Origin of the sequence: Cellulosimicrobium sp. NPDC057127 (genome assembly GCF_042670945.1) — a bacterium.
In the GTDB taxonomy this organism is placed as follows: Bacteria; Actinomycetota; Actinomycetes; order Actinomycetales; family Cellulomonadaceae; genus Cellulosimicrobium.
The window spans coordinates 37200-54509 of the sequence record NZ_JBHUUP010000007.1; the positions used below are offsets into that span (position 1 = coordinate 37200).

16 protein-coding genes are annotated in these 17310 nt (G+C 73.6%); 7 read left to right on the forward strand and 9 right to left on the reverse strand.

What is annotated here, in order from left to right:
- Nucleotides 1–6 precede the first annotated feature (6 nt).
- From ACFTZA_RS08755 to ACFTZA_RS08770, 4 genes are all read right to left on the reverse strand, one after another.
- Nucleotides 7–2565, reverse strand: a complete 2559-nt coding sequence (locus ACFTZA_RS08755; RefSeq protein WP_378192916.1) for an ABC transporter permease — start codon at nt 2563–2565, stop codon at nt 7–9.
- Entirely contained in the window at nt 2565–3413 is an 849-nt protein-coding gene (locus tag ACFTZA_RS08760) for an ABC transporter ATP-binding protein (RefSeq protein WP_378192918.1), read from the reverse strand. The genes ACFTZA_RS08755 and ACFTZA_RS08760 overlap by 1 nt, the downstream gene beginning before the upstream one ends.
- A 195-nt stretch (nt 3414–3608) precedes the next feature.
- On the reverse strand, nt 3609–4346 hold the full coding sequence (locus ACFTZA_RS08765; RefSeq protein WP_378192920.1) for a response regulator: 738 nt from the start codon (nt 4344–4346) through the stop codon (nt 3609–3611).
- Nucleotides 4343–5779: a sensor histidine kinase gene (locus ACFTZA_RS08770; protein ID WP_378192922.1), complete on the reverse strand. Its 1437-nt coding sequence runs from the start codon at nt 5777–5779 to the stop codon at nt 4343–4345. The genes ACFTZA_RS08765 and ACFTZA_RS08770 overlap by 4 nt, the downstream gene beginning before the upstream one ends.
- 106 nt (nt 5780–5885) lie before the next feature.
- On the opposite strand from ACFTZA_RS08770, the gene ACFTZA_RS08775 reads away from it, so the two are divergent.
- Nucleotides 5886–6569, forward strand: coding sequence for a response regulator transcription factor (locus tag ACFTZA_RS08775; protein WP_378192925.1), 684 nt, complete (start codon nt 5886–5888; stop codon nt 6567–6569).
- Nucleotides 6570–6600: 31 nt separating this feature from the next.
- On the forward strand, nt 6601–7929 hold the full coding sequence (locus tag ACFTZA_RS08780) for an ATP-binding protein (RefSeq protein ID WP_378192927.1): 1329 nt from the start codon (nt 6601–6603) through the stop codon (nt 7927–7929).
- An 18-nt stretch (nt 7930–7947) separates the two neighbouring features.
- Here the strand turns inward: ACFTZA_RS08780 and ACFTZA_RS08785 are convergent, their stop codons facing one another.
- The gene (locus tag ACFTZA_RS08785; RefSeq protein WP_378192929.1) at nt 7948–8493 is read right to left on the reverse strand and encodes a GtrA family protein; all 546 of its coding nucleotides are present in this window, start codon (nt 8491–8493) and stop codon (nt 7948–7950) included.
- An 89-nt stretch (nt 8494–8582) separates the two neighbouring features.
- Between ACFTZA_RS08785 and ACFTZA_RS08790 the strand changes: the two genes are divergently transcribed.
- Together ACFTZA_RS08790 and purE are read left to right on the forward strand one after the other, a co-directional pair.
- Nucleotides 8583–9836: a 5-(carboxyamino)imidazole ribonucleotide synthase gene (locus ACFTZA_RS08790; RefSeq protein ID WP_378192931.1), complete on the forward strand. Its 1254-nt coding sequence runs from the start codon at nt 8583–8585 to the stop codon at nt 9834–9836.
- A gap of 26 nt (nt 9837–9862) precedes the next feature.
- On the forward strand, nt 9863–10351 hold the full coding sequence (gene purE / locus ACFTZA_RS08795) for a 5-(carboxyamino)imidazole ribonucleotide mutase (protein WP_378193273.1): 489 nt from the start codon (nt 9863–9865) through the stop codon (nt 10349–10351).
- Nucleotides 10352–10381: 30 nt separating this feature from the next.
- Here the strand turns inward: purE and ACFTZA_RS08800 are convergent, their stop codons facing one another.
- From ACFTZA_RS08800 to ACFTZA_RS08815, 4 genes are all read right to left on the reverse strand, one after another.
- Nucleotides 10382–11368, reverse strand: a complete 987-nt coding sequence (locus ACFTZA_RS08800; RefSeq protein WP_378192933.1) for an LCP family protein — start codon at nt 11366–11368, stop codon at nt 10382–10384.
- Nucleotides 11369–11807: 439 nt separating this feature from the next.
- Nucleotides 11808–13019: an LCP family protein gene (locus ACFTZA_RS08805; protein WP_378192935.1), complete on the reverse strand. Its 1212-nt coding sequence runs from the start codon at nt 13017–13019 to the stop codon at nt 11808–11810.
- A gap of 170 nt (nt 13020–13189) precedes the next feature.
- The gene (locus tag ACFTZA_RS08810; RefSeq protein WP_378192937.1) at nt 13190–13582 is read right to left on the reverse strand and encodes a DUF2304 domain-containing protein; all 393 of its coding nucleotides are present in this window, start codon (nt 13580–13582) and stop codon (nt 13190–13192) included.
- A 50-nt stretch (nt 13583–13632) separates the two neighbouring features.
- A complete protein-coding gene (locus tag ACFTZA_RS08815; protein WP_378192940.1) occupies nt 13633–14352 on the reverse strand; it encodes a glycosyltransferase family 2 protein in 720 nt (239 codons plus the stop codon).
- Nucleotides 14353–14490: 138 nt separating this feature from the next.
- Here ACFTZA_RS08815 and ACFTZA_RS08820 point away from each other — a divergent pair, with 138 nt between their 5' ends.
- From ACFTZA_RS08820 to ACFTZA_RS08830, 3 genes are read left to right on the forward strand one after another with little or no spacing between them, the layout of a single operon-like run.
- Entirely contained in the window at nt 14491–15087 is a 597-nt protein-coding gene (locus ACFTZA_RS08820) for an acyltransferase (RefSeq protein ID WP_378192942.1), read from the forward strand.
- The gene (locus ACFTZA_RS08825) at nt 15084–16184 is read left to right on the forward strand and encodes a DegT/DnrJ/EryC1/StrS family aminotransferase (RefSeq protein ID WP_378192944.1); all 1101 of its coding nucleotides are present in this window, start codon (nt 15084–15086) and stop codon (nt 16182–16184) included. Before ACFTZA_RS08820 ends, ACFTZA_RS08825 begins: the two co-directional genes overlap by 4 nt.
- Nucleotides 16184–17170: a Gfo/Idh/MocA family oxidoreductase gene (locus tag ACFTZA_RS08830; protein ID WP_378193276.1), complete on the forward strand. Its 987-nt coding sequence runs from the start codon at nt 16184–16186 to the stop codon at nt 17168–17170. The genes ACFTZA_RS08825 and ACFTZA_RS08830 overlap by 1 nt, the downstream gene beginning before the upstream one ends.
- Nucleotides 17171–17310: the final 140 nt, after the last annotated feature.

A 17310-nucleotide genomic window follows, 5' to 3' on the forward strand; every position in this document is an offset into this window, starting at 1 on the left:
CCGACCTCAGTCCACGGCGAGCGCCGCCACGGGAGAGGTGCGCGCCGCCGTCCGGCCCGGGACCACGGACGCCACGAGCCCCGCCACGAGCGCGACGGCGAGCACGAGCACGACGTCGCGCCACGGCACGGTGAGCGACACGTCGCCCATGACGCTCAGGGCGGCGGCCGACCCGGCCCACCCGTACACCAGGCCGAGCACGATGCCGAGCAGCGCGCCCACCCCCGCGATGAGCATGCCCTCGACCGCGAGCATCCACCGCAGCTGCCGACGGCTGAGCCCGATCGCGCGGAGCGTCGCGGACTCCCGTCGCCGCTCGATGACGGACAGGGACAGCGTGTTCGCCACGCCGATCAGGGCGATGACGACGGCCACCGCGAGCAGGCCCACGATGACGCCCAGCACGGTGTCGATGACGTTCTGCATCATCGCGCGCTCGACGGCGGCGCCCGCGACCTCGACGGGGACCTCGGTCTCGACGATCGAGTCCTGCAGCGCCGGCACGACCGTGGTGGCCTGCTGCGGGTCGTCGAGCCCCACCCACAGCCGGGACACGACCGCCTCCGGGTCGAGGGCCTGCACGTCCGCGGTGGTCATGAGCCAGCCACCGCCGACGGCGCCGACACGGGCCGTGAGCTCGAGGGTGTCGCCGTCCGGGCCGGTGAGCGCGATCCGGTCGCCGTCGGACACGCCGTAGAACTCCGTGGCGGACTCCGGGACCATGACGGTGCCCTCGCCGAACGGCTCGAGACCCTCGGGCGACCGCACGACGTCGCGCGCCTGGTCCGGGTGCACGCCGTGCACGTCGACGACGTCGCCGTCCGGCAGCTCGACGACCGTGCCCGACAGCTCGACGATCCGCGCCACGCCGTCGACCCCGGACAGGGCGCGCACCGCCGCGTCCGGCACGGCGTCGCCCGACGCGCCGTAGAGGTCCGTCGCGACGAGCACGTCGACCGGGTACTGGTCGTCGAGCGCCGAGTCGAGGCTCGACCGGGCGCTCGCGGCGCCGGTCGACATCATCGCGACGAGCGTGACCCCGATGAGCAGGGCCGTGCTCGTGGCCGTGGTGCGCCGCGGGTTGCGGAGCGTGTTCGCGGTGGCGAGGCGCGCCGTCGACCCGGTGCCCGCGAGCAGGCGCCCGACGAGGCCGACGACCTTCGGCAGCCAGAACACGGCACCCACGAGGATGCCCACGAAGGACAGCGCGCCGCCCGCGACGCCGACGAGGATGCCCGCCTCCGGGCTGCCCGCGTACCCGAGCGCGACGCCCCCGGCGAGCACCGCGAGACCGCCGAGCGTGAGCAGCGACGAGACGACGAGCCGGAACCGGCCCCCGCCGCGCGCCGTGGTGGGTGCGTCCGTCGGCCGCAGCGCCTCGAGCGGCGCGACACGGGTCGCGGCCCGGGCCGGCGCGAGCGAGGCGACGACCGTCACCGCCGTGCCGACGAGCAGCGGCACGAGCACGACGGCGGGCGTCACCGTGATCGTCGCGGGGACCGGCACCCCGAGGTCGGCGCCGCGGGCGACGAGGAGGGCGACCTGCGTGAGCAGCCCGCCCAGCACGATGCCGCCGACGGACGACACGACGCCGAGGATGGTCGCCTCGGTGAGCACCGACCGGGCGAGCTGGCGCTTGTTCGCGCCGACGGCGCGCAGGAGGGCGAGGGTGCGCGTGCGCTGGGCGACGAGCACCTGGAAGGTGTTGGCGATGACGAGCGCGGCCACGAGGAGCGCGACGGCGGCGAACCCGAGGATGACGAACGTGAACACGTCGCGGTCGCCCGTGAGCTGACGGGCGACGTCCTGCGCGTGCTCGTCGGGGGTCTCGGCCTGGGCGTCGTCCGGGGCCTGGGCGAGCAGCGCGGTCCGCGCGGTCTCCAGGTCGGTGCCGGGGGCGAGCCCGATCATCGCGGCGGAGTAGTAGCGGGCCACGCCGTCCGGGCCGGCCTCGGCCTCCTGCCAGGTGGCGAGGTCCTCGGGCGCGACGACCGCGGCCCCGCCCATCTGCGCGTACGCGCCGAAGGGGTCGTCGGTGGTCCCGACGACCGTCAGCTCGTCGCGGACCTCCTCGTACATCCCGCCATCCGGAGCGTCGGCGTCCCAGACGGGGCGCGAGCTCGTCACCGTGTCGCCGACGGCGACGCCGAGGCGCTCGGCGACGTCCTCGGGGAGTGCGATCTGGCCGGTCGAGCTCGGGAGCGAGCCCTCCACCACGTCGAGCGCCTCGAAGCGCGGGTCCGACGGCGTGGGGATGCCCATCTGGAAGACGCGCCTCGCGCCGTTCTGCAGGTCGAGGTAGGTCAGGTGGACCGGCTCGAGCGCCTCGACGCCGTCGACGCCCGAGAGCGCCTCGACGTCCGCGTCGGTGAGGTCGCCGGGCGCGGAGACGACGAGGTCGGCGTCCGCGTACTGCGCCGCGATCGAGTCGTTGGTGGTCTGCGTGATGACGTTGCCCGCGATGAGCGTCGCCGCGACGAAGGCCGTCCCGATGACGATCGCGACGCCGGCCGCCACGAGACGGCCGATGCTGCGGCGCATCTGCGCCAGGGTGAGGCGGAGCATCAGGCGCGCACCGCCCCGGTGCCCGCACCGGCCGCCGCCGCGCCGTCGGCCACGTCGAGCGTGCGGAGCGCGTCGAGGCCCGCGAGGACGGACTCGGGCGTCGGGTCGGCGATGTCGCCCGCGATGCGCCCGTCGGCGATGAGCACGACGCGGTCCGCGTACGCCGCGGCGCCCGGGTCGTGCGTGACCATGATGATCGTGCGGCCGAGCTCGCGGACGCTGCGGCGCAGGAAGCTCAGCACCTCCGCGCCGGACCGCGAGTCGAGGTTGCCCGTCGGCTCGTCGGCGAAGACGACCTCCGGGGCGGCGATGAGCGCGCGCGCGATCGCGACGCGCTGCTGCTGCCCGCCGGAGAGCTCGCTCGGGCGGTGCGTGAGGCGCTGCTGGAGGCCGAGCGTGGTCACGAGCGTGTCGAGCCACGCCCTGTCGACGGTGCCGCCCGCGAGCTCGACCGGCAGGGTGATGTTCTGCTCCGCCGTGAACATCGGCAGGAGGTTGAACGACTGGAACACGAAGCCGACGCGGTCGCGGCGCAGCTGGGTCAGCGCGTTGTCGTCCAGGCGCGTGACGTCGGTGTCGCCGATGAACGCGTGCCCGCTCGTCGCCGAGTCGAGGCCCGCGAGCAGGTGCATCAGCGTGGACTTGCCCGATCCGGAGGGCCCCATGATCGCGGTGAAGTGACCGCGCGCGAAGTCCACGTCCACGCCGTCCAGCGCGTGCACCGCGGCCTCGCCCGTGCCGTAGGTCTTGCGCAGCGCGCGGGCGCGCACGGCGGGCGGGCCGGCCGTCCCGGTGCCGGGGCCGCCGTCGGGTGCGGGCTCGGTGGGTCGGTACACGCTCGTGTCCACGTCTTCTCCTGGTCGTCGTCGCGGTGTCGGTGCCCCCGGGCGGTGCCCGGGGTGATCGTCCACGACGCTACGGACCACGCCCGGGCGGCCGCGTCCGGCGGCGGTGTGGTCCCCGACGACGTCGGGTCATCCCGTGGTCGTACGCCTGCGGACCGTGGCATCAGACCAGGTGAGGCGCCGTGCCCCGCCGCCGGGTCAGGAGCCCGGTCGCACCAGGCCGGTCTCGTACGCCGTCACGACGGCCTGCACGCGGTCGCGCGCGCCGAGCTTGGCGAGGATCCGCCCGACGTGGGTCTTGACCGTCGCCTCGGCGACGAAGAGCTCCGCCGCGATCTCGGTGTTGGATCGTCCCCGCGCCATGAGCACGAGCACCTCGCGCTCGCGCTCCGTGAGGCCCTCGACGGCGGCGTGCGCGGGCGAGTCCGCGACGTGCTCGACCGGCAGGGCGGTGACGAGGTGCTCCAGGAGCCGCCGGGTGGACGACGGCGCGATGACGGCGTCCCCGCGGTGCACCGTGCGGATCGCGGCCAGCATCTCCTCCGGCGGTGCGTCCTTGAGCAGGAAGCCGCTCGCGCCCGACCGGATGGCCTCGAGCACGTACTCGTCGAGGTCGAACGTCGTCAGGACGATCACCTTGGGCGCGTGCGCGCCGTCCGCGGCCGCGGCCGTGAGGCGTGCGGTGGTCTGCAGGCCGTCGAGGTTCGGCATGCGCACGTCCATGAGCACGACGTCGACCGCGTGGTCCGCCAGCAGCCGGAGCGCCTGCAGGCCGTCACCGGCCTCGACGGCGACCTCGAGGTCCGGCTGGGAGTCGATGACCATCCGGAAACCCGCCCGCACGAGCTGCTGGTCGTCGACGAGGGCGATGCGGACGGGGTCGTCCGGGGCGGCGGTGGCGAGCGGGTGCGAGGGGAGGGCGGCGGCGTCGGTCATGGTGTCCTGTCGGTCGGTGCGAGAGGTCGGGTCGGTGGTGGCGGCGGCGGGGGCGGCACGAGGTGCGACGACGGCGCAGGGGGCGACGCCGCCGGGACGGGGAGAGTCAGGTGCACGCGGAACCCGCCGCCCCGGCGCGGGCCGACGCTCACGGTGCCGCCGAAGAGCGCGGCGCGCTCACGCATGCCGAGCAGGCCGAAGCCGGAGGGCTCGGACTGCGTCGCGCCGGCCGACGCGCCGCGCCCGTCGTCCTCCACCTCGAGGTCGAGCGACGTCGCGCCCCACCGGACCAGGACCGTGACCGTCGGGTCCGGGCCCGCGTGCTTGAGGACGTTCGTCAGCGCTTCCTGGCACACCCGGTACACCGTCAGGCCCGCGCCGGGCGGGAGCGTGCGCTGCTGCCCGACCCGCACGAGCGAGACCCGCAGCCCGCTGTCGCGCACCTGGGCGACGAGCTGCTCGATGTCGGCCGTGTCGGGCTGCGGGGTGCGTTCCAGGGCGGCAGGCACGGTCGACGCGCCGACGACGGGGGCCGCGGCACCCTGTGAGCCGTGCCCGACCGGGCCGGCGGGCAGCGCGGGGGCACCAGGCGTCCCTGCCGGTGGACCGGCCGACGGACCGGCCGGACGGGCGGCGTCCGACCGCAGGACGCCGAGTAGGCGGCGCATGTCCGCCAGCGCGGTACGCCCCGTCTCGGACACGGTCGCGAGCGCGCGCTGCGCCGCCGCCGGGTCCGCCGAGGCCGCGTACCGGCCGCCGTCGGCCTGGGCGATGATCACGGACAGGGAGTGGGCGACGATGTCGTGCATCTCGCGGGCGATGCGTGCCCGCTCGGCGGAGGTCGCGATCCGCGCCTGCTGGTCGCGCTCGACCTCCAGCCGCTGCGCCCGGTCGACGAGCGCGGCGATGGTCTCGCGCCGGGACCGTCGCGCGAGGCCGAACGCCCACACCGCGAGGAAGGTCACGCCGCCGAACGCCGAGGAGAAGGCGACGGTGATCGCGAGGTCGGCGAGACGGCCCGTCTGGAGCCCGAGCGCGACGCCGAAGACGAGCGCGCCGAAGAGCGCGGAGACGATCGCCGTGCGGTGCGCCCAGCGCGGGCCGTGGACGGTGACCGAGTACAGGGCGACGAGCACGGCGAAGTCGGCGGGCATGAGGAGCAGGTACCCGGCGAGGAGGTGGCCGAGCGCGGCGGCGAAGACGGCGACCGCCGACGTCACGGGCAGCGTCCGGCGCCAGGGCAGCGGGGCGAGGACGGCGACCGCCCAGAACGCGCCCCAGCCACCGCTGAGGTTCGCGTCGAGTGCGCCGGCGTTCGGTGCGAACGCGGCCGACGCGGGGACGAACACGAGCGCGACGACGAGCGTGGCGGAGAGGTCGACGCCGAACCGGTGCCTGTCGGACCACTGTCCCAGCCGTGCGTACCACCCCATGCGCCCAAGGGTAGGCAGGGCACGGTCGTGGGGACGTCCGACCAGGGTCGCAGACGGGCCGCGACACGATGGGCCCGAAGTCGTACGGATGCCCTAGCATGAGCGAATGACCCACGTACTGCTAGCGGAGGACGACCCGGCGATTGCCGAACCTTTGGCACGTGCGCTGACTCGTGAGGGTTACGACGTGGTCGTCCAAGGGACTGGTCAAGGGGCCATCGACTCCGCGAACGTCGCGGACATCGTGGTGCTCGATCTCGGGCTGCCGGACATGGACGGGCTCGACGTCGCGCGCGAGATCCGCCACAAGGGTCTCACCACGCCGGTCCTCGTGCTCACCGCGCGCGCGGACGAGGTGGACCTCGTCGTGGGTCTGGACGCCGGCGCGGACGACTACGTGACCAAGCCGTTCCGCCTCGCGGAGCTCCTCGCGCGGGTGCGGGCGCTGCTGCGCCGCAGCCACGGCGAGACGGGCGACGAGGAGGACCTGGGCGCGCAGGACGTCCGCATCGACGTCTCCGCGCACCGCGCGTTCCAGGGCGAGCGCGAGCTGCACCTGACGACGAAGGAGTTCGAGCTCCTCCGGGTGCTCGTGGCGAGCGCCGGGTCGGTCGTCGTGCGCGACGCGCTCATGCGCGACGTGTGGGGGTCCGAGCCCGTCGGCTCGACGAAGACGCTCGACATGCACGTGTCGTGGCTGCGCCGCAAGCTCGGCGACGACGCGAACGCGCCGCGCTACATCTCGACGGTCCGCGGGCTGGGCTTCCGGTTCGAGACCGGCGAGAGCTGACCTGCCCGGGTCGAGAGGGGCGAGAAGCAGCGTGCGCCGGCGGATGCTGCAGGCGACGGTGGCGGCGGTCGCCGTCGCCGTCATCCTGCTGGGGTTCCCGCTCGCCTTCTTCGGGGCGCAGCTCGTCCTGCAGGGCGAGGCCGACGAGGTGCAGGCGCGCGCCGACCGTCTCGCCACGCGCATCGACCGCCGGCTCGCGGCCGACGAGGAGATCCCCGACGTCATCATCGAGGACGCCGTCCAGTCCTCCGGCGCCGACATCGCGGCCTCCGTCTACGTCCAGCTGCCCGACGGGACGGTGCTGCGCTCCGGCGAGGACGTGACCGGCCGCGAGATCCGCAAGGTGGCGACGTCCGAGACGGGCGCGATCGTGGACATGTCGGTCTCTTACTGGGCCGCCTACTGGACCGCCGCGCAGGTCGTCATCCTCGTCGTGGCGGCGTCCGTCGTCGCGTTCGCCGCCGGGATCGGCATGGCCGTGTGGCAGGCGAACCGCCTCTCCGCGCCGCTCGTCTACCTCGCCGCGTCGGCCGAGCAGCTCGGGTCCGGACAGGTGCGGCCACGCGTCGAGCCCTCCGGCGTCGAGGAGATCGACCTCGTGGCGGCCGAGCTCGCGCGCAGCTCCGACCGCCTCGCCGGCCGGCTCGCCGCCGAGCGCCAGTTCGCCGCCGACGCCTCCCACCAGCTCCGCACGCCCCTCACCGCGCTCAGCATGCGCCTGGAGGAGATCTCCCTCGCGTCCGGCGACCCCGCGGTCCAGGAGGAGGCGCGGATCTCGCTCGAGCAGGTGGAGCGGCTCGTCGGGGTCGTCGACGACCTCCTCGCCGCCTCGCGGCGCTCTCAGGGCGGGACGACGGAGGCCGTGGACCTGCTCGACGTCGTGCGCCAGCAGGAGGAGGAGTGGCTGCCGACCTTCGAGAAGGCCGGACGACGGCTCGTCGTCGACATCCCCGCGCACTGCCAGGTGCTTGCGACGCCCGGCGCGCTCGCCCAGGTGCTCGCGACCCTCATCGAGAACTCGCTCAAGCACGGCGGCGGCACGACGACCGTGCGCGCGCGCCCGTCCGGCGCGAGCGGGGCCGTCGTCACGGAGGTCTCGGACGAGGGCCCCGGGGTGCCCGACGACCTCGCGCCGCGGATCTTCGAGCGCGAGGTCACGTCCGGCGCCGGCACCGGGCTCGGTCTCGCGCTCGCGCGCGACCTCGCCGCGTCCGACGGCGGGCGGCTCGAGCTCGCGCAGCGCAGACCCGTGGTGTTCGCGCTGTTCCTCGCGGGCGTGCCGCGCCGGCTCGACCCCCGGGTCGTGCTCCCCATGGGCACGGCCGTGCCCGCGGGACGACGGCGGCGCCGTCGGCGCTGACGCCCGCCCGCAGCGCGCTCAGACGGGAGAGCGGTCGGTCCGCGACAGGCTCTGCGCGTCGTCGGTGCCGTCGTCGGCGTCGGCGTCGGGGGCCGGGCCGGTCTCGTACCGCGGGGGCGTCCCGGTGAACACCAGGCGTCGGTAGGCGACGTACCGGAACGCGGTGCCGAGGGCGAGCCCCACCACGTTCGCCGACACGTTCTTCGCGAGCGGGGACGTGAGGCCCAGCACGTACGTCGAGAACGCGAGGCACGCGACCGCGACGAGCATGCCGCCGACGTTCACCACCACGAACGCCGCGAGCTCGCGCCCCCGCGTCGCGGTGCGGCGCGCGGCGAACGTCCAGTGACGGTTGCCCAACCAGGCGACGAGGGTCGCCACCGCGACCGAGACCACCTTGGCCGTGAGCGGCTTGTGGCCCAGCAGCTCCCCGGGACCGAAGCTCAGCAGGTTGAACAGCCCCAGGTCCACGACGTACGCGACCGCGCCCACCGAGCCGAACTTCGCGAGCTCGCGCACGCGGTCGGCGAGCCGCTGGCGCGGCACGGACGGGACGGGGGCCATCCGACGAGCGTACCGGCCACCTCTCGGCCGTCGCCGAGCGGGCGGGCACCGCGCGGGCCTCGGCCGGGCAGGCACTAGGGTGGGTGCACGTGGCAGCACCAGTGATCGCGGTGGTCGGCGGCGGACAGCTCGCACGGATGATGGCCCCGGCGGCCGGAGAGCTCGGCGTGCACCTGCGCGTGCTCGTCGAGGCGCCCGGGACGTCGGCGGCCCAGGTGGTCGCGGACGCCCCCGTGGGCGCGGCGTCCGACGAGAGCGCGATCCGCTCGCTCATCGCGCCGCCCGACGGGGACGCCGCCGCCGTGCTGACGTTCGAGCACGAGCACGTCCCGAACGGGCTGCTCACCGACCTCCTCGAGCACGGCACCCCGGTCCGGCCCGGCCCCGAGGCGCTCGTGCACGCGCAGGACAAGATCGTCATGCGCCGCCGCCTCACCGACCTCGGCGTGCCGTGCCCCCGCTGGGCCGCGCTGCCCACCGAGCCCGACGCCGCGCGCGCGGCTCTCGAGGACTTCCTCGCCGAGGCCGGGGGCGAGGCCGTCGTGAAGACGTCGCGCGGCGGCTACGACGGCAAGGGCGTGCGCGTCGTGTCCACGGCCGGCGGCGGAGCGGACCAGGTCGCCGAGTGGATCGAGACCGCGGCCGCCGGTGGCCCGGCCCTCCTCGTCGAGGAGAAGGTGCCGTTCACCCGCGAGCTCGCGGTGCTCGTCGCGCGCCGTCCCTCCGGCGGCGTGGACGACCGGGGCGAGGTGCGCACGTGGCCCGTCGTGGAGTCGATCCAGCGCGACGGCGTGTGCGCCGAGGTCGTCGCCCCCGCGCCCGGGCTCTCGGCTGCCGACGCGGAGCGCGCCCGGGACGCCGCGGTCCGCATCGCCGAGGGCCTGGGTGTGACCGGCGTCCTCGCGGTCGAGATGTTCGAGGTCCCCGCCGGCCCCGGCGAGGACGGCACGCGCGTCCTCGTCAACGAGCTCGCCATGCGCCCCCACAACTCCGGGCACTGGACCATCGACGGCGCCGTGACGAGCCAGTTCGAGCAGCACCTGCGCGCGGTCCTCGACCTCCCGCTCGGCGACACGGCGGCGACCGCGCCCTGGACGGTCATGGCGAACGTCCTCGGGTCGAGCCTCGGCGAGCTCACCGAAGCGCTGCCCACCGTGCTCGGGGCCTTCCCGGACGCGAAGGTGAACCTGTACGGCAAGGACGTGCGCCCCGGCCGCAAGCTCGGGCACGTCAACGTCAGCGGCGACGACCTCGACGAGGTACGACGCCGCGCCCTCGCCGCCGCCGCCATCCTGCGCGGCGAGGCCCCCGCCCGACCCCACGACCAGGAGCAGCGACCGTGACCCAGAACCCGATCGTCGGCATCGTCATGGGGTCCGACTCCGACTGGCCCGTCATGCAGGCCGCCGCCGACGCCCTCGCCGAGTTCGACGTGCCCGTCGAGGTCGACGTCGTCTCCGCGCACCGCATGCCCGTCGAGATGATCGACTACGGCCGCACCGCCGCCGACCGCGGGCTCCGCGTCGTCGTCGCCGGCGCCGGGGGAGCAGCCCACCTGCCGGGCATGCTCGCCGCCGTCACCCCGCTGCCCGTCATCGGCGTCCCCGTGCCGCTCAAGCACCTCAACGGCATGGACTCGCTGCTCTCCATCGTCCAGATGCCCGCCGGCGTCCCCGTCGCCACCGTGTCCGTCGGCGGCGCCCGCAACGCCGGCCTGCTCGCCGCGCGCATCCTCGCGTCGGGGACCGACGCCGCCGCCGCGAGCCTGCGCGAGCGGATGGTCGCGTTCCAGCAGGACCTCGGCGACCAGGCGCGCGCCAAGGGCGCGCGGCTGCGGGATTCGCGCTCGGGCGACTGACCGACCGCGCACCCGGGCGACTGCCGAGGGTCAGGGCTGCGGCAGGCCGCCAACCGGTCCGGGAGACAGGTTGCCGTCGCGGACGTCCGACCAGAACTGCGGGGCGAGTTCCGGGTCGAGCTGCACCGTCGACCCGATGTTGCCCGGCCGGTAGTCCGGGTTACCGATCGGTGGCGTGCCCGTGACACCGTCCGGGCCGTTGGCGGCGCGGAACGCCAGCGCGAGTCGACCGAGGTCGATGATCCCCGTGCTCTCGTCGACGGTGAGCGACCCGATCCCCGCGTCGAGGAGGGAGACCTGGTCACCGGGCTGGAGCAGGAGGCCCGGGTCGGCGGCCTTGGCGCTGATCGCGCCGATGACCTGCCGTTGCCGCTCCGCCCGCCCGATGTCGCCCTTCGGGTCGGAGTACCGCATGCGGGAGAACGCGAGAGCCGTATGCCCGTCCGCGACGTGGCACCCGGCGGTCCAGACGAGCTCGCTCTTGGGGTCGTTCACGTCGTAGTCCAAGCACAGCTCCACGCCGCCGATCGCGTCGACGATGCCCTCGACGCCACCGAAGCCGATCTCGACGTAGTGGTCCACCGTCAGCCCGGTCAGTCCTTCGACGGTTCGGACGAGCAGGGGTGCGCCACCCCACGAGTACGCGGTGTTGAGCTTGTGGGGCCCGTTGTCCGGGATCTCGGCGTACGTGTCACGGGGCAGGCTGATGAGCGCGGCCGGACCGCTCGGGGGCGCGTGGAGCAGCATGATCGTGTCCGTGCGGGCGCCCTCCGTCCCGTCCTCGCTGATGCCCTCGCCGCGCGCGTCCGAGCCGGCGAGCAGGTAGGTGGTCCCGGGGGTCCCGGGTGCGCCGGAGAGCGCCTCGACGTGCTCCAGCTTCCCGTTCGCCCAGATGAGCAGACCGATCGGCCACGCGAGCACCGCGGCGAGCACCAGGCCCGCGACGAGCGCGGCGACTCGTCCCTTGCGGACCCGGACGCCACCACGGGTCGGACCTGCGGCGGGACGACCGCCCACGGGTCGCGCGGCGCGCGACCCGGCCCCCGGCACGGCCGCCCTGGCAGGGCCCGCGCCGGAGGTGCGGGGCGACGAGGACGCCCTCGGCGTCCTCTGGTCCGGGGCCGGGACCTGTCGCTGCCGCGAGGGCGGGACGGAGGCTGGAGGAGTACCGGGCGCTCCGTCCCGTCGACGCGACGTGCGGACCGGGGGAGCAGGGGGCGGTGTGCCAGGGCGCGACGGCACGGCGGGGACCTCTCGCGACGACTGACGACGGATCCGAGGTTCGGGCCGCACGGCGTCGGCGTCGTCCGCTCGCGGAGTGCCCGACGGCGACCGTCGGCTGCTGTTGCCGACGGAGATCGCGTCGTCGGGCGACGGGCGCGCACCTCGGCCGCCCTGGGGTGTGAAGCTCGGCGGTAGGGCGTGGGGGTCGCGGCGGGAGTCGGTCATGATCGCGTCACCCGCACCGAGCGGTCTCGTCGGCGGCGGAGAAGGCCTCCTCGCCGGCTGCTTTCGTCTCGACCGGCGCGGGTTCAGCCGTCGCCCCGGCGCCGGTCGTGCCGTCGCCCTCCGGGCTCTCGACGCTCGTTCCGTCGTCGGAACCGGCGCCCGCGTCGTCTCCGGCGGGCTCGGCCTGGTCCTCCACCGGGACGCTCGGTCCGACGATCGGCTCGTCGGCCCGCACCTTCTGCCACATCTCGTCCGCCTCGTCCGTCCACACGACCGTGGCGTCCGGGTCCTGCGGGTCCGGTGCGTTCGGGACGGTCATGAAGGTGATGTTGCCACTCGAGGCACCCCGGAGGCTGAACGCGAGACCGGCCAGGTCGGGGATGGACGCCAGGTTCTCGCTCATCGTCAAGGACCGCGTCCCCGCGTCCACGAAGCCGTAGACCTGTCCGAGGTCGGACAGGAGGTTCTTCGACAGCACCTGGTTGACCGTAGCGGCGAGGAGCTGCTGCTGGCGACCGATGCGGCTGAGGTCGGACCCGTCCCCCACCCCGTAGCGTGCGCGCGCGAAACCGAGGGCCTGGGCCCCGTCGAGCGTCTGCCATCCTGCGTCGAGCCGGAGGTCGGCCTTGGGGGAGTCGATGGCCTGCGGGATGCAGATCGGCACGCCGTCGACGGCGTCGACCATGGTCCGAAATCCGGCGAAGTCGACGACGACGAAACCGTCCACGTACACGTCGGTGAGGTACTCGACGGTCCTCATCGTGCAGGCTGCGGCCGAGGCGACGTCGCCGCCGGCCACCGCGCCGTTGGCGAACGCGGTGTTGAACCGCGTGTTCGCGGGCGCGGTCGTCGCTCCTCCCGTGACCGTGCACCCCGGGACGTCCACCCGCGAGTCGCGCGGGATCGAGATCATCTCGACGCGCGACCGGTCCGCTGAGACGTGCACGAGGATCGTCGTGTCCGAGCGCATGCCCTCGACGCCGGCGACCTCGTGCCCGTTGTCGCCACCACGCGCGTCCGACCCCATGACCAGGACGTTGAGCGGCTTGCCGGCGTTCGGGTCGTCGGGGTCGGGCGTCGGCTGCGCGGGGCGGTGCCCGAGCAGTCCGTCCACGTTCGCGCTCGCGATGTTGCCCTGGATGTCGGTGAGCGCCGAGGCCCCGCCGACGGTGCCGAAAGCGAGGACGGCCGTGGCGACGAGGCCGACGGAGCGGCTCACGCGGCGCGTGCTCGGGTTCCGGGCGTGCGCAGGACCGCGCGCGGGCCGGGCGGCGGCCGCGCTACGAGCCTGGGCGCGGGAACGGAACGTCACGGAGAACGAGCATAGGTGGCGCGTGGGCGGCGACTGGGCGCGGGCTCGTCCGGTGGGGTGGAGGTGTTGTGTGGACCTCAGCGGTCCTCGGCGGCAGCCGGATGTCCGCCTGCCGCCGGCGAGGGTGCCGCCGCCGCATCGCCGTCCGCTCGCTCGAGCTGGACGACCGAGTCGTCGACTCGCTCGAGCCTCGCTTCCGCGAGGCTGAGCTCGCGCGTGAGGACCGTGATCTTCCGGGCGAGCTGGTTCGCGCGGCGATGGCTCGTCGCGATGTAGCTGACGAATGCGATGACGAGCGCGTACAGCAGCAGGTCGGTGCCGCGCCCGACCCCGACGGCGTTCGCCACCACCGAGAGGATCTCGGGGAACAGGATCGCCAGTACGGCCGCCACGACGAAAGCCACCAGCAGGAGGCGGCGGATCGCCTGGTGCCGCGCGTTCGCGGTCGACCGGGTGAGCAGGACCGTCACGACGACCACCGCAGTGACAAGGATGATTTGGATCAGCATGGTGGTCCTGCCTACTTGAAGATCAGGTCGACGAGGATGTTGACGGAGTTCCAGAGCGACTGCCCCTTGCTCTTGGAGTAGTCCGTGTAGAGCACGTGAACGGGGTGCTCCCGCCAGGGAAGTCGGGTGCGCCCGAGCTGGAGCACGATCTCGCTCGCATGGGCCATCCGGTCCTGAGTCAGCTCGAGCTCTCGCGCGGCGTCGACCCTGATCACGCGCAACCCGTTGTGCGCGTCCGTGAGCCGGAGTCCGGTGCTCAAGTTGGTGAACGTCACCGCAGCGCGCAGGACGAGCCTCTTGAGCAGCCCGGGTTTGGTGCGGTCGTCGAGGAAGCGTGAACCGAACACGATGGCGAGGTCCTCGCGGCGGGCGAGCTCGACCATGGAGACCGCGTCCTCCACCTGGTGCTGGCCGTCCGCGTCGAACGTCACGACGTACCGGGCTCCGGGTTGTTCCCGAGCGAAAGCGATGCCGGTCTGGAGGGCCGCGCCCTGGCCGAGGTTGACGGCGTGGCGGACCACGGTCGCCCCGGCCTCGTGAGCGCGTTCCGCCGAGTCGTCCGTGCTCCCGTCGTCCACGCAGACGATGTGTGGGAACAACGGCAGGGCTTCCTCGATCACGTCACCCACGACCGCGCCCTCGTTGTAGAGCGGGACGACGAGCCAGGCGTCCTCGATCATGGGGAGCGGGATGGGCGCGCGACCTTCCGTCGCGACGTCCGATGAGTGCATGCGGCCATTCTTGCAGCACCGGGACACTGTCCAGGTCCGCGGCGGAGATGGCTCCTGATCTTGACCGGTAACCTTGCGGGTGCCGGCGCGCGCGAGCGAGCCGCTGACCTGCCGCCGACAGCGAGGAGACCTGTCCGCATGAGTGTGCGCATCGCGCCGAGCGCCGACGTCGCCGAGGACGCGACGATCGGCGAGGACAGTCAGATCTGGCACCTCGCGCAGGTGCGCGAGGGCGTGAGCATGGGACCGGGCTGTGTCGTCGGGCGCGGTGCGTACATCGGGACCGGCGTGCAGATGGGACGTCACTGCAAGGTCCAGAACTACGCGCTCGTCTACGAGCCCGCGGAGCTCGCCGACGGGGTGTTCATCGGTCCCGCCGCAGTGCTGACCAATGACACCTATCCTCGGGCCGTCAATCCCGACGGGAGCCTGAAGAGCGCCGACGACTGGCACGCTGTCGGGGTGACGATCGGTGAGGGCGCGGCGATCGGAGCTCGTGCCGTGTGCGTGGCGCCGGTCACCATCGGCGCGTGGGCGACGGTCGCAGCGGGCGCCGTGGTGACCAAGGACGTGCCCGATCATGCGATCGTCGTCGGCGTCCCGGCGCGTCGGGTCGGATGGGTCGGCCGCGCGGGACAGCCGCTTCGCCAGGACGGCGCACACTGGGTGTGCCCGGTCACCGGCGCCCGGTACGAAGAGCACGACGAGACCATCAGAGAGGTTGCGGCGGAATGAGCCAGACACTGATCCCGGCGGCGAAGCCCATCGTCGGGGACGACGAGCGGGCGGCGGTCGACCGTGTCCTGCGCAGCGGGATGATCGCACAGGGCCCTGAGGTCGCGACGTTCGAGCAGGAGTTCGCCGACGTGCTCGTCGGAGGTCGTACCTGTGTCGCCGTCAACTCCGGCACCTCCGGACTGCATCTCGGTCTCCTCGCTGCCGGCATCGGTCCGGGTGACGAGGTCATCGTCCCGTCCTTCACCTTCGCCGCGACCGCGAACTCCGTCGCCCTCACCGGGGCGACGCCTGTCTTCGCCGACATCGAGCCCGACTACTTCTGCCTCTCGCCCGACGCGGTGCGCGCCTCGATCACGGAGCGCACGAAGGCGATCATGCCGGTGCACCTCTACGGGCACCCTGCCGACATGACGGCGCTGGGGCAGATCGCCGAGGAGCACGGTCTGCTCCTGTTCGAGGACGCCGCGCAGGCGCACGGCGCGTCGCTCGGCGGTCGGCCGGTCGGTGCGTTCGGCACCTTCGCGATGTTCAGCCTCTACCCCACGAAGAACATGACCTCGGGCGAGGGCGGCATGGTGGCGTGCGCGACGGACGAGATCGCGCGCAACGTCCGGCTCTTGCGGAACCAGGGCATGGAGCGCCAGTACGCCAACGAGGTGGTCGGGTTCAACGCCCGCATGACCGACGTCCATGCCGCCATCGGCCGCGTGCAGCTCACGAAGGTGAACGGCTGGACCGAGGACCGCCAGCGCAACGCCGCGTTCCTTTCGCAGCACCTCGAGGGCGTCGTCACGCCTCCCGTGGCCGACGACGCGGTCCACGTCTACCACCAGTACACGATCCGCGTCGCCGAGGACCGCGACCGCGTCGTGACCGCGCTCCGCGACGAGCACGGGGTCGGGTCGGGCGTCTACTACCCGATCCCCAACCACCGGCTGGAGAGTCTCGCCCGGTTCGCCCCGGGGCTCGATCTGCCGGAGACCGAGAAGGCCGCGCGCGAGGTGATCTCGCTGCCCGTGCACCCGTCGCTGAGCCAGGAGGACCTGGACCGCATCGTCTCCGCGGTCAACACGGTCGTGAAGGCGGGTGCGTGATGGCGGACCTGCGTGCGGGACTCATCGGACTCGGCGCCATGGGGCGCCACCACGCCCGGGTGCTGCGCGAGACTCCGGGAGTGGAGCTCGTCGCCGTAGCCGACCCCGGTGGTGACCCGTTCGGCGTATCGGGGGGCCTCGAGGTCCTGCCTGACGTCGACGCGCTGATCGGGGCCGGCATCGACATGGCCGTCGTCGCGGTCCCGACGATCTATCACGAGCAGGTCGGCCTCGCGCTCGCCGCCGCTGGCGTGCACACGCTCGTCGAGAAGCCGATCGCGGCGACGAGCGAGGCGGGACGGAAGGTCGCGGAGGCGTTCGAGAGTGCCGGGCTCGTCGGCTGCGTGGGGCACATCGAGCGCTTCAACCCTGCGCTGCAGGAGCTGCGCCGCCGGATGGAGTCCGGCGAGCTGGGCGAGGTCTACCAGATCGCCACCCGTCGCCAGGGGCCTTTCCCCTCCCGCATCGCGGACGTGGGCGTCGTCAAGGACCTCGGCACTCACGACATCGATCTCACGGCGTGGGTGGCGCAGAGCACGTACACATCCGTCGCGGCGCAGACGGCACACCGCAGCGGCCGTCCGCACGAGGACATGGTGATCGCCACCGGTCGGCTCGCGAACGGGGTGATCGTCAACCACGTCGTCAACTGGCTGTCGCCCATGAAGGAGCGCGTGACGATCGTCACCGGCGAGCGCGGCGCCTTCGTCGCCGACACGGGCAGCGCGGACCTCACCTTCTACGCCAACGGTGACATCGCCACCGAGTGGGAGGCGATCAGCACGTTTCGCGGGGTGTCCGAGGGCGACGTCGTCCGGTACGCATTCCCGAAGCGCGAGCCCCTGCGCGTCGAGCACGAGGCGTTCCGGGACGCGGTCCTCGGTGTGCGGCACGATGTCGTCACCATGCGCGAGGGGCTGCGGACGCTCGAGGTCGCGGAGGCCGCGCTCGAGTCGGCGGCCCGCGGCGTGACGGTGGAGGTCTAGCTCGCGGCTCACAGCGGTCTTCACCAGCGCGACACGCCCCTCACCGTTCCGGCGGTGGGGGGCGTGTCGCGTTTCCCTGGTGCGGCGCCGTGCCCATACTGGCTGAGGCGCGTGGTGCATAGGAGTCGTCGCTCGGGTGC

Excerpts from the sequence above, each read along its gene's own strand:
- ACFTZA_RS08755 (WP_378192916.1), bottom strand. The coding sequence starts at position 2,565 with ATGCTCCGCCTCACCCTGGCGCAGATGCGCCGCAGCATCGGCCGTCTC.
- ACFTZA_RS08765 (WP_378192920.1), bottom strand. The coding sequence starts at position 4,346 with ATGACCGACGCCGCCGCCCTCCCCTCGCACCCGCTCGCCACCGCCGCC.
- ACFTZA_RS08770 (WP_378192922.1), bottom strand. The coding sequence starts at position 5,779 with ATGGGGTGGTACGCACGGCTGGGACAGTGGTCCGACAGGCACCGGTTC.
- ACFTZA_RS08775 (WP_378192925.1), top strand. The coding sequence starts at position 5,886 with ATGACCCACGTACTGCTAGCGGAGGACGACCCGGCGATTGCCGAACCT.
- ACFTZA_RS08785 (WP_378192929.1), bottom strand. The coding sequence starts at position 8,493 with ATGGCCCCCGTCCCGTCCGTGCCGCGCCAGCGGCTCGCCGACCGCGTG.
- purE (WP_378193273.1), top strand. The coding sequence starts at position 9,863 with ATGGGGTCCGACTCCGACTGGCCCGTCATGCAGGCCGCCGCCGACGCC.
- ACFTZA_RS08815 (WP_378192940.1), bottom strand. The coding sequence starts at position 14,352 with ATGCACTCATCGGACGTCGCGACGGAAGGTCGCGCGCCCATCCCGCTC.
- ACFTZA_RS08820 (WP_378192942.1), top strand. The coding sequence starts at position 14,491 with ATGAGTGTGCGCATCGCGCCGAGCGCCGACGTCGCCGAGGACGCGACG.
- ACFTZA_RS08825 (WP_378192944.1), top strand. The coding sequence starts at position 15,084 with ATGAGCCAGACACTGATCCCGGCGGCGAAGCCCATCGTCGGGGACGAC.
- ACFTZA_RS08830 (WP_378193276.1), top strand. The coding sequence starts at position 16,184 with ATGGCGGACCTGCGTGCGGGACTCATCGGACTCGGCGCCATGGGGCGC.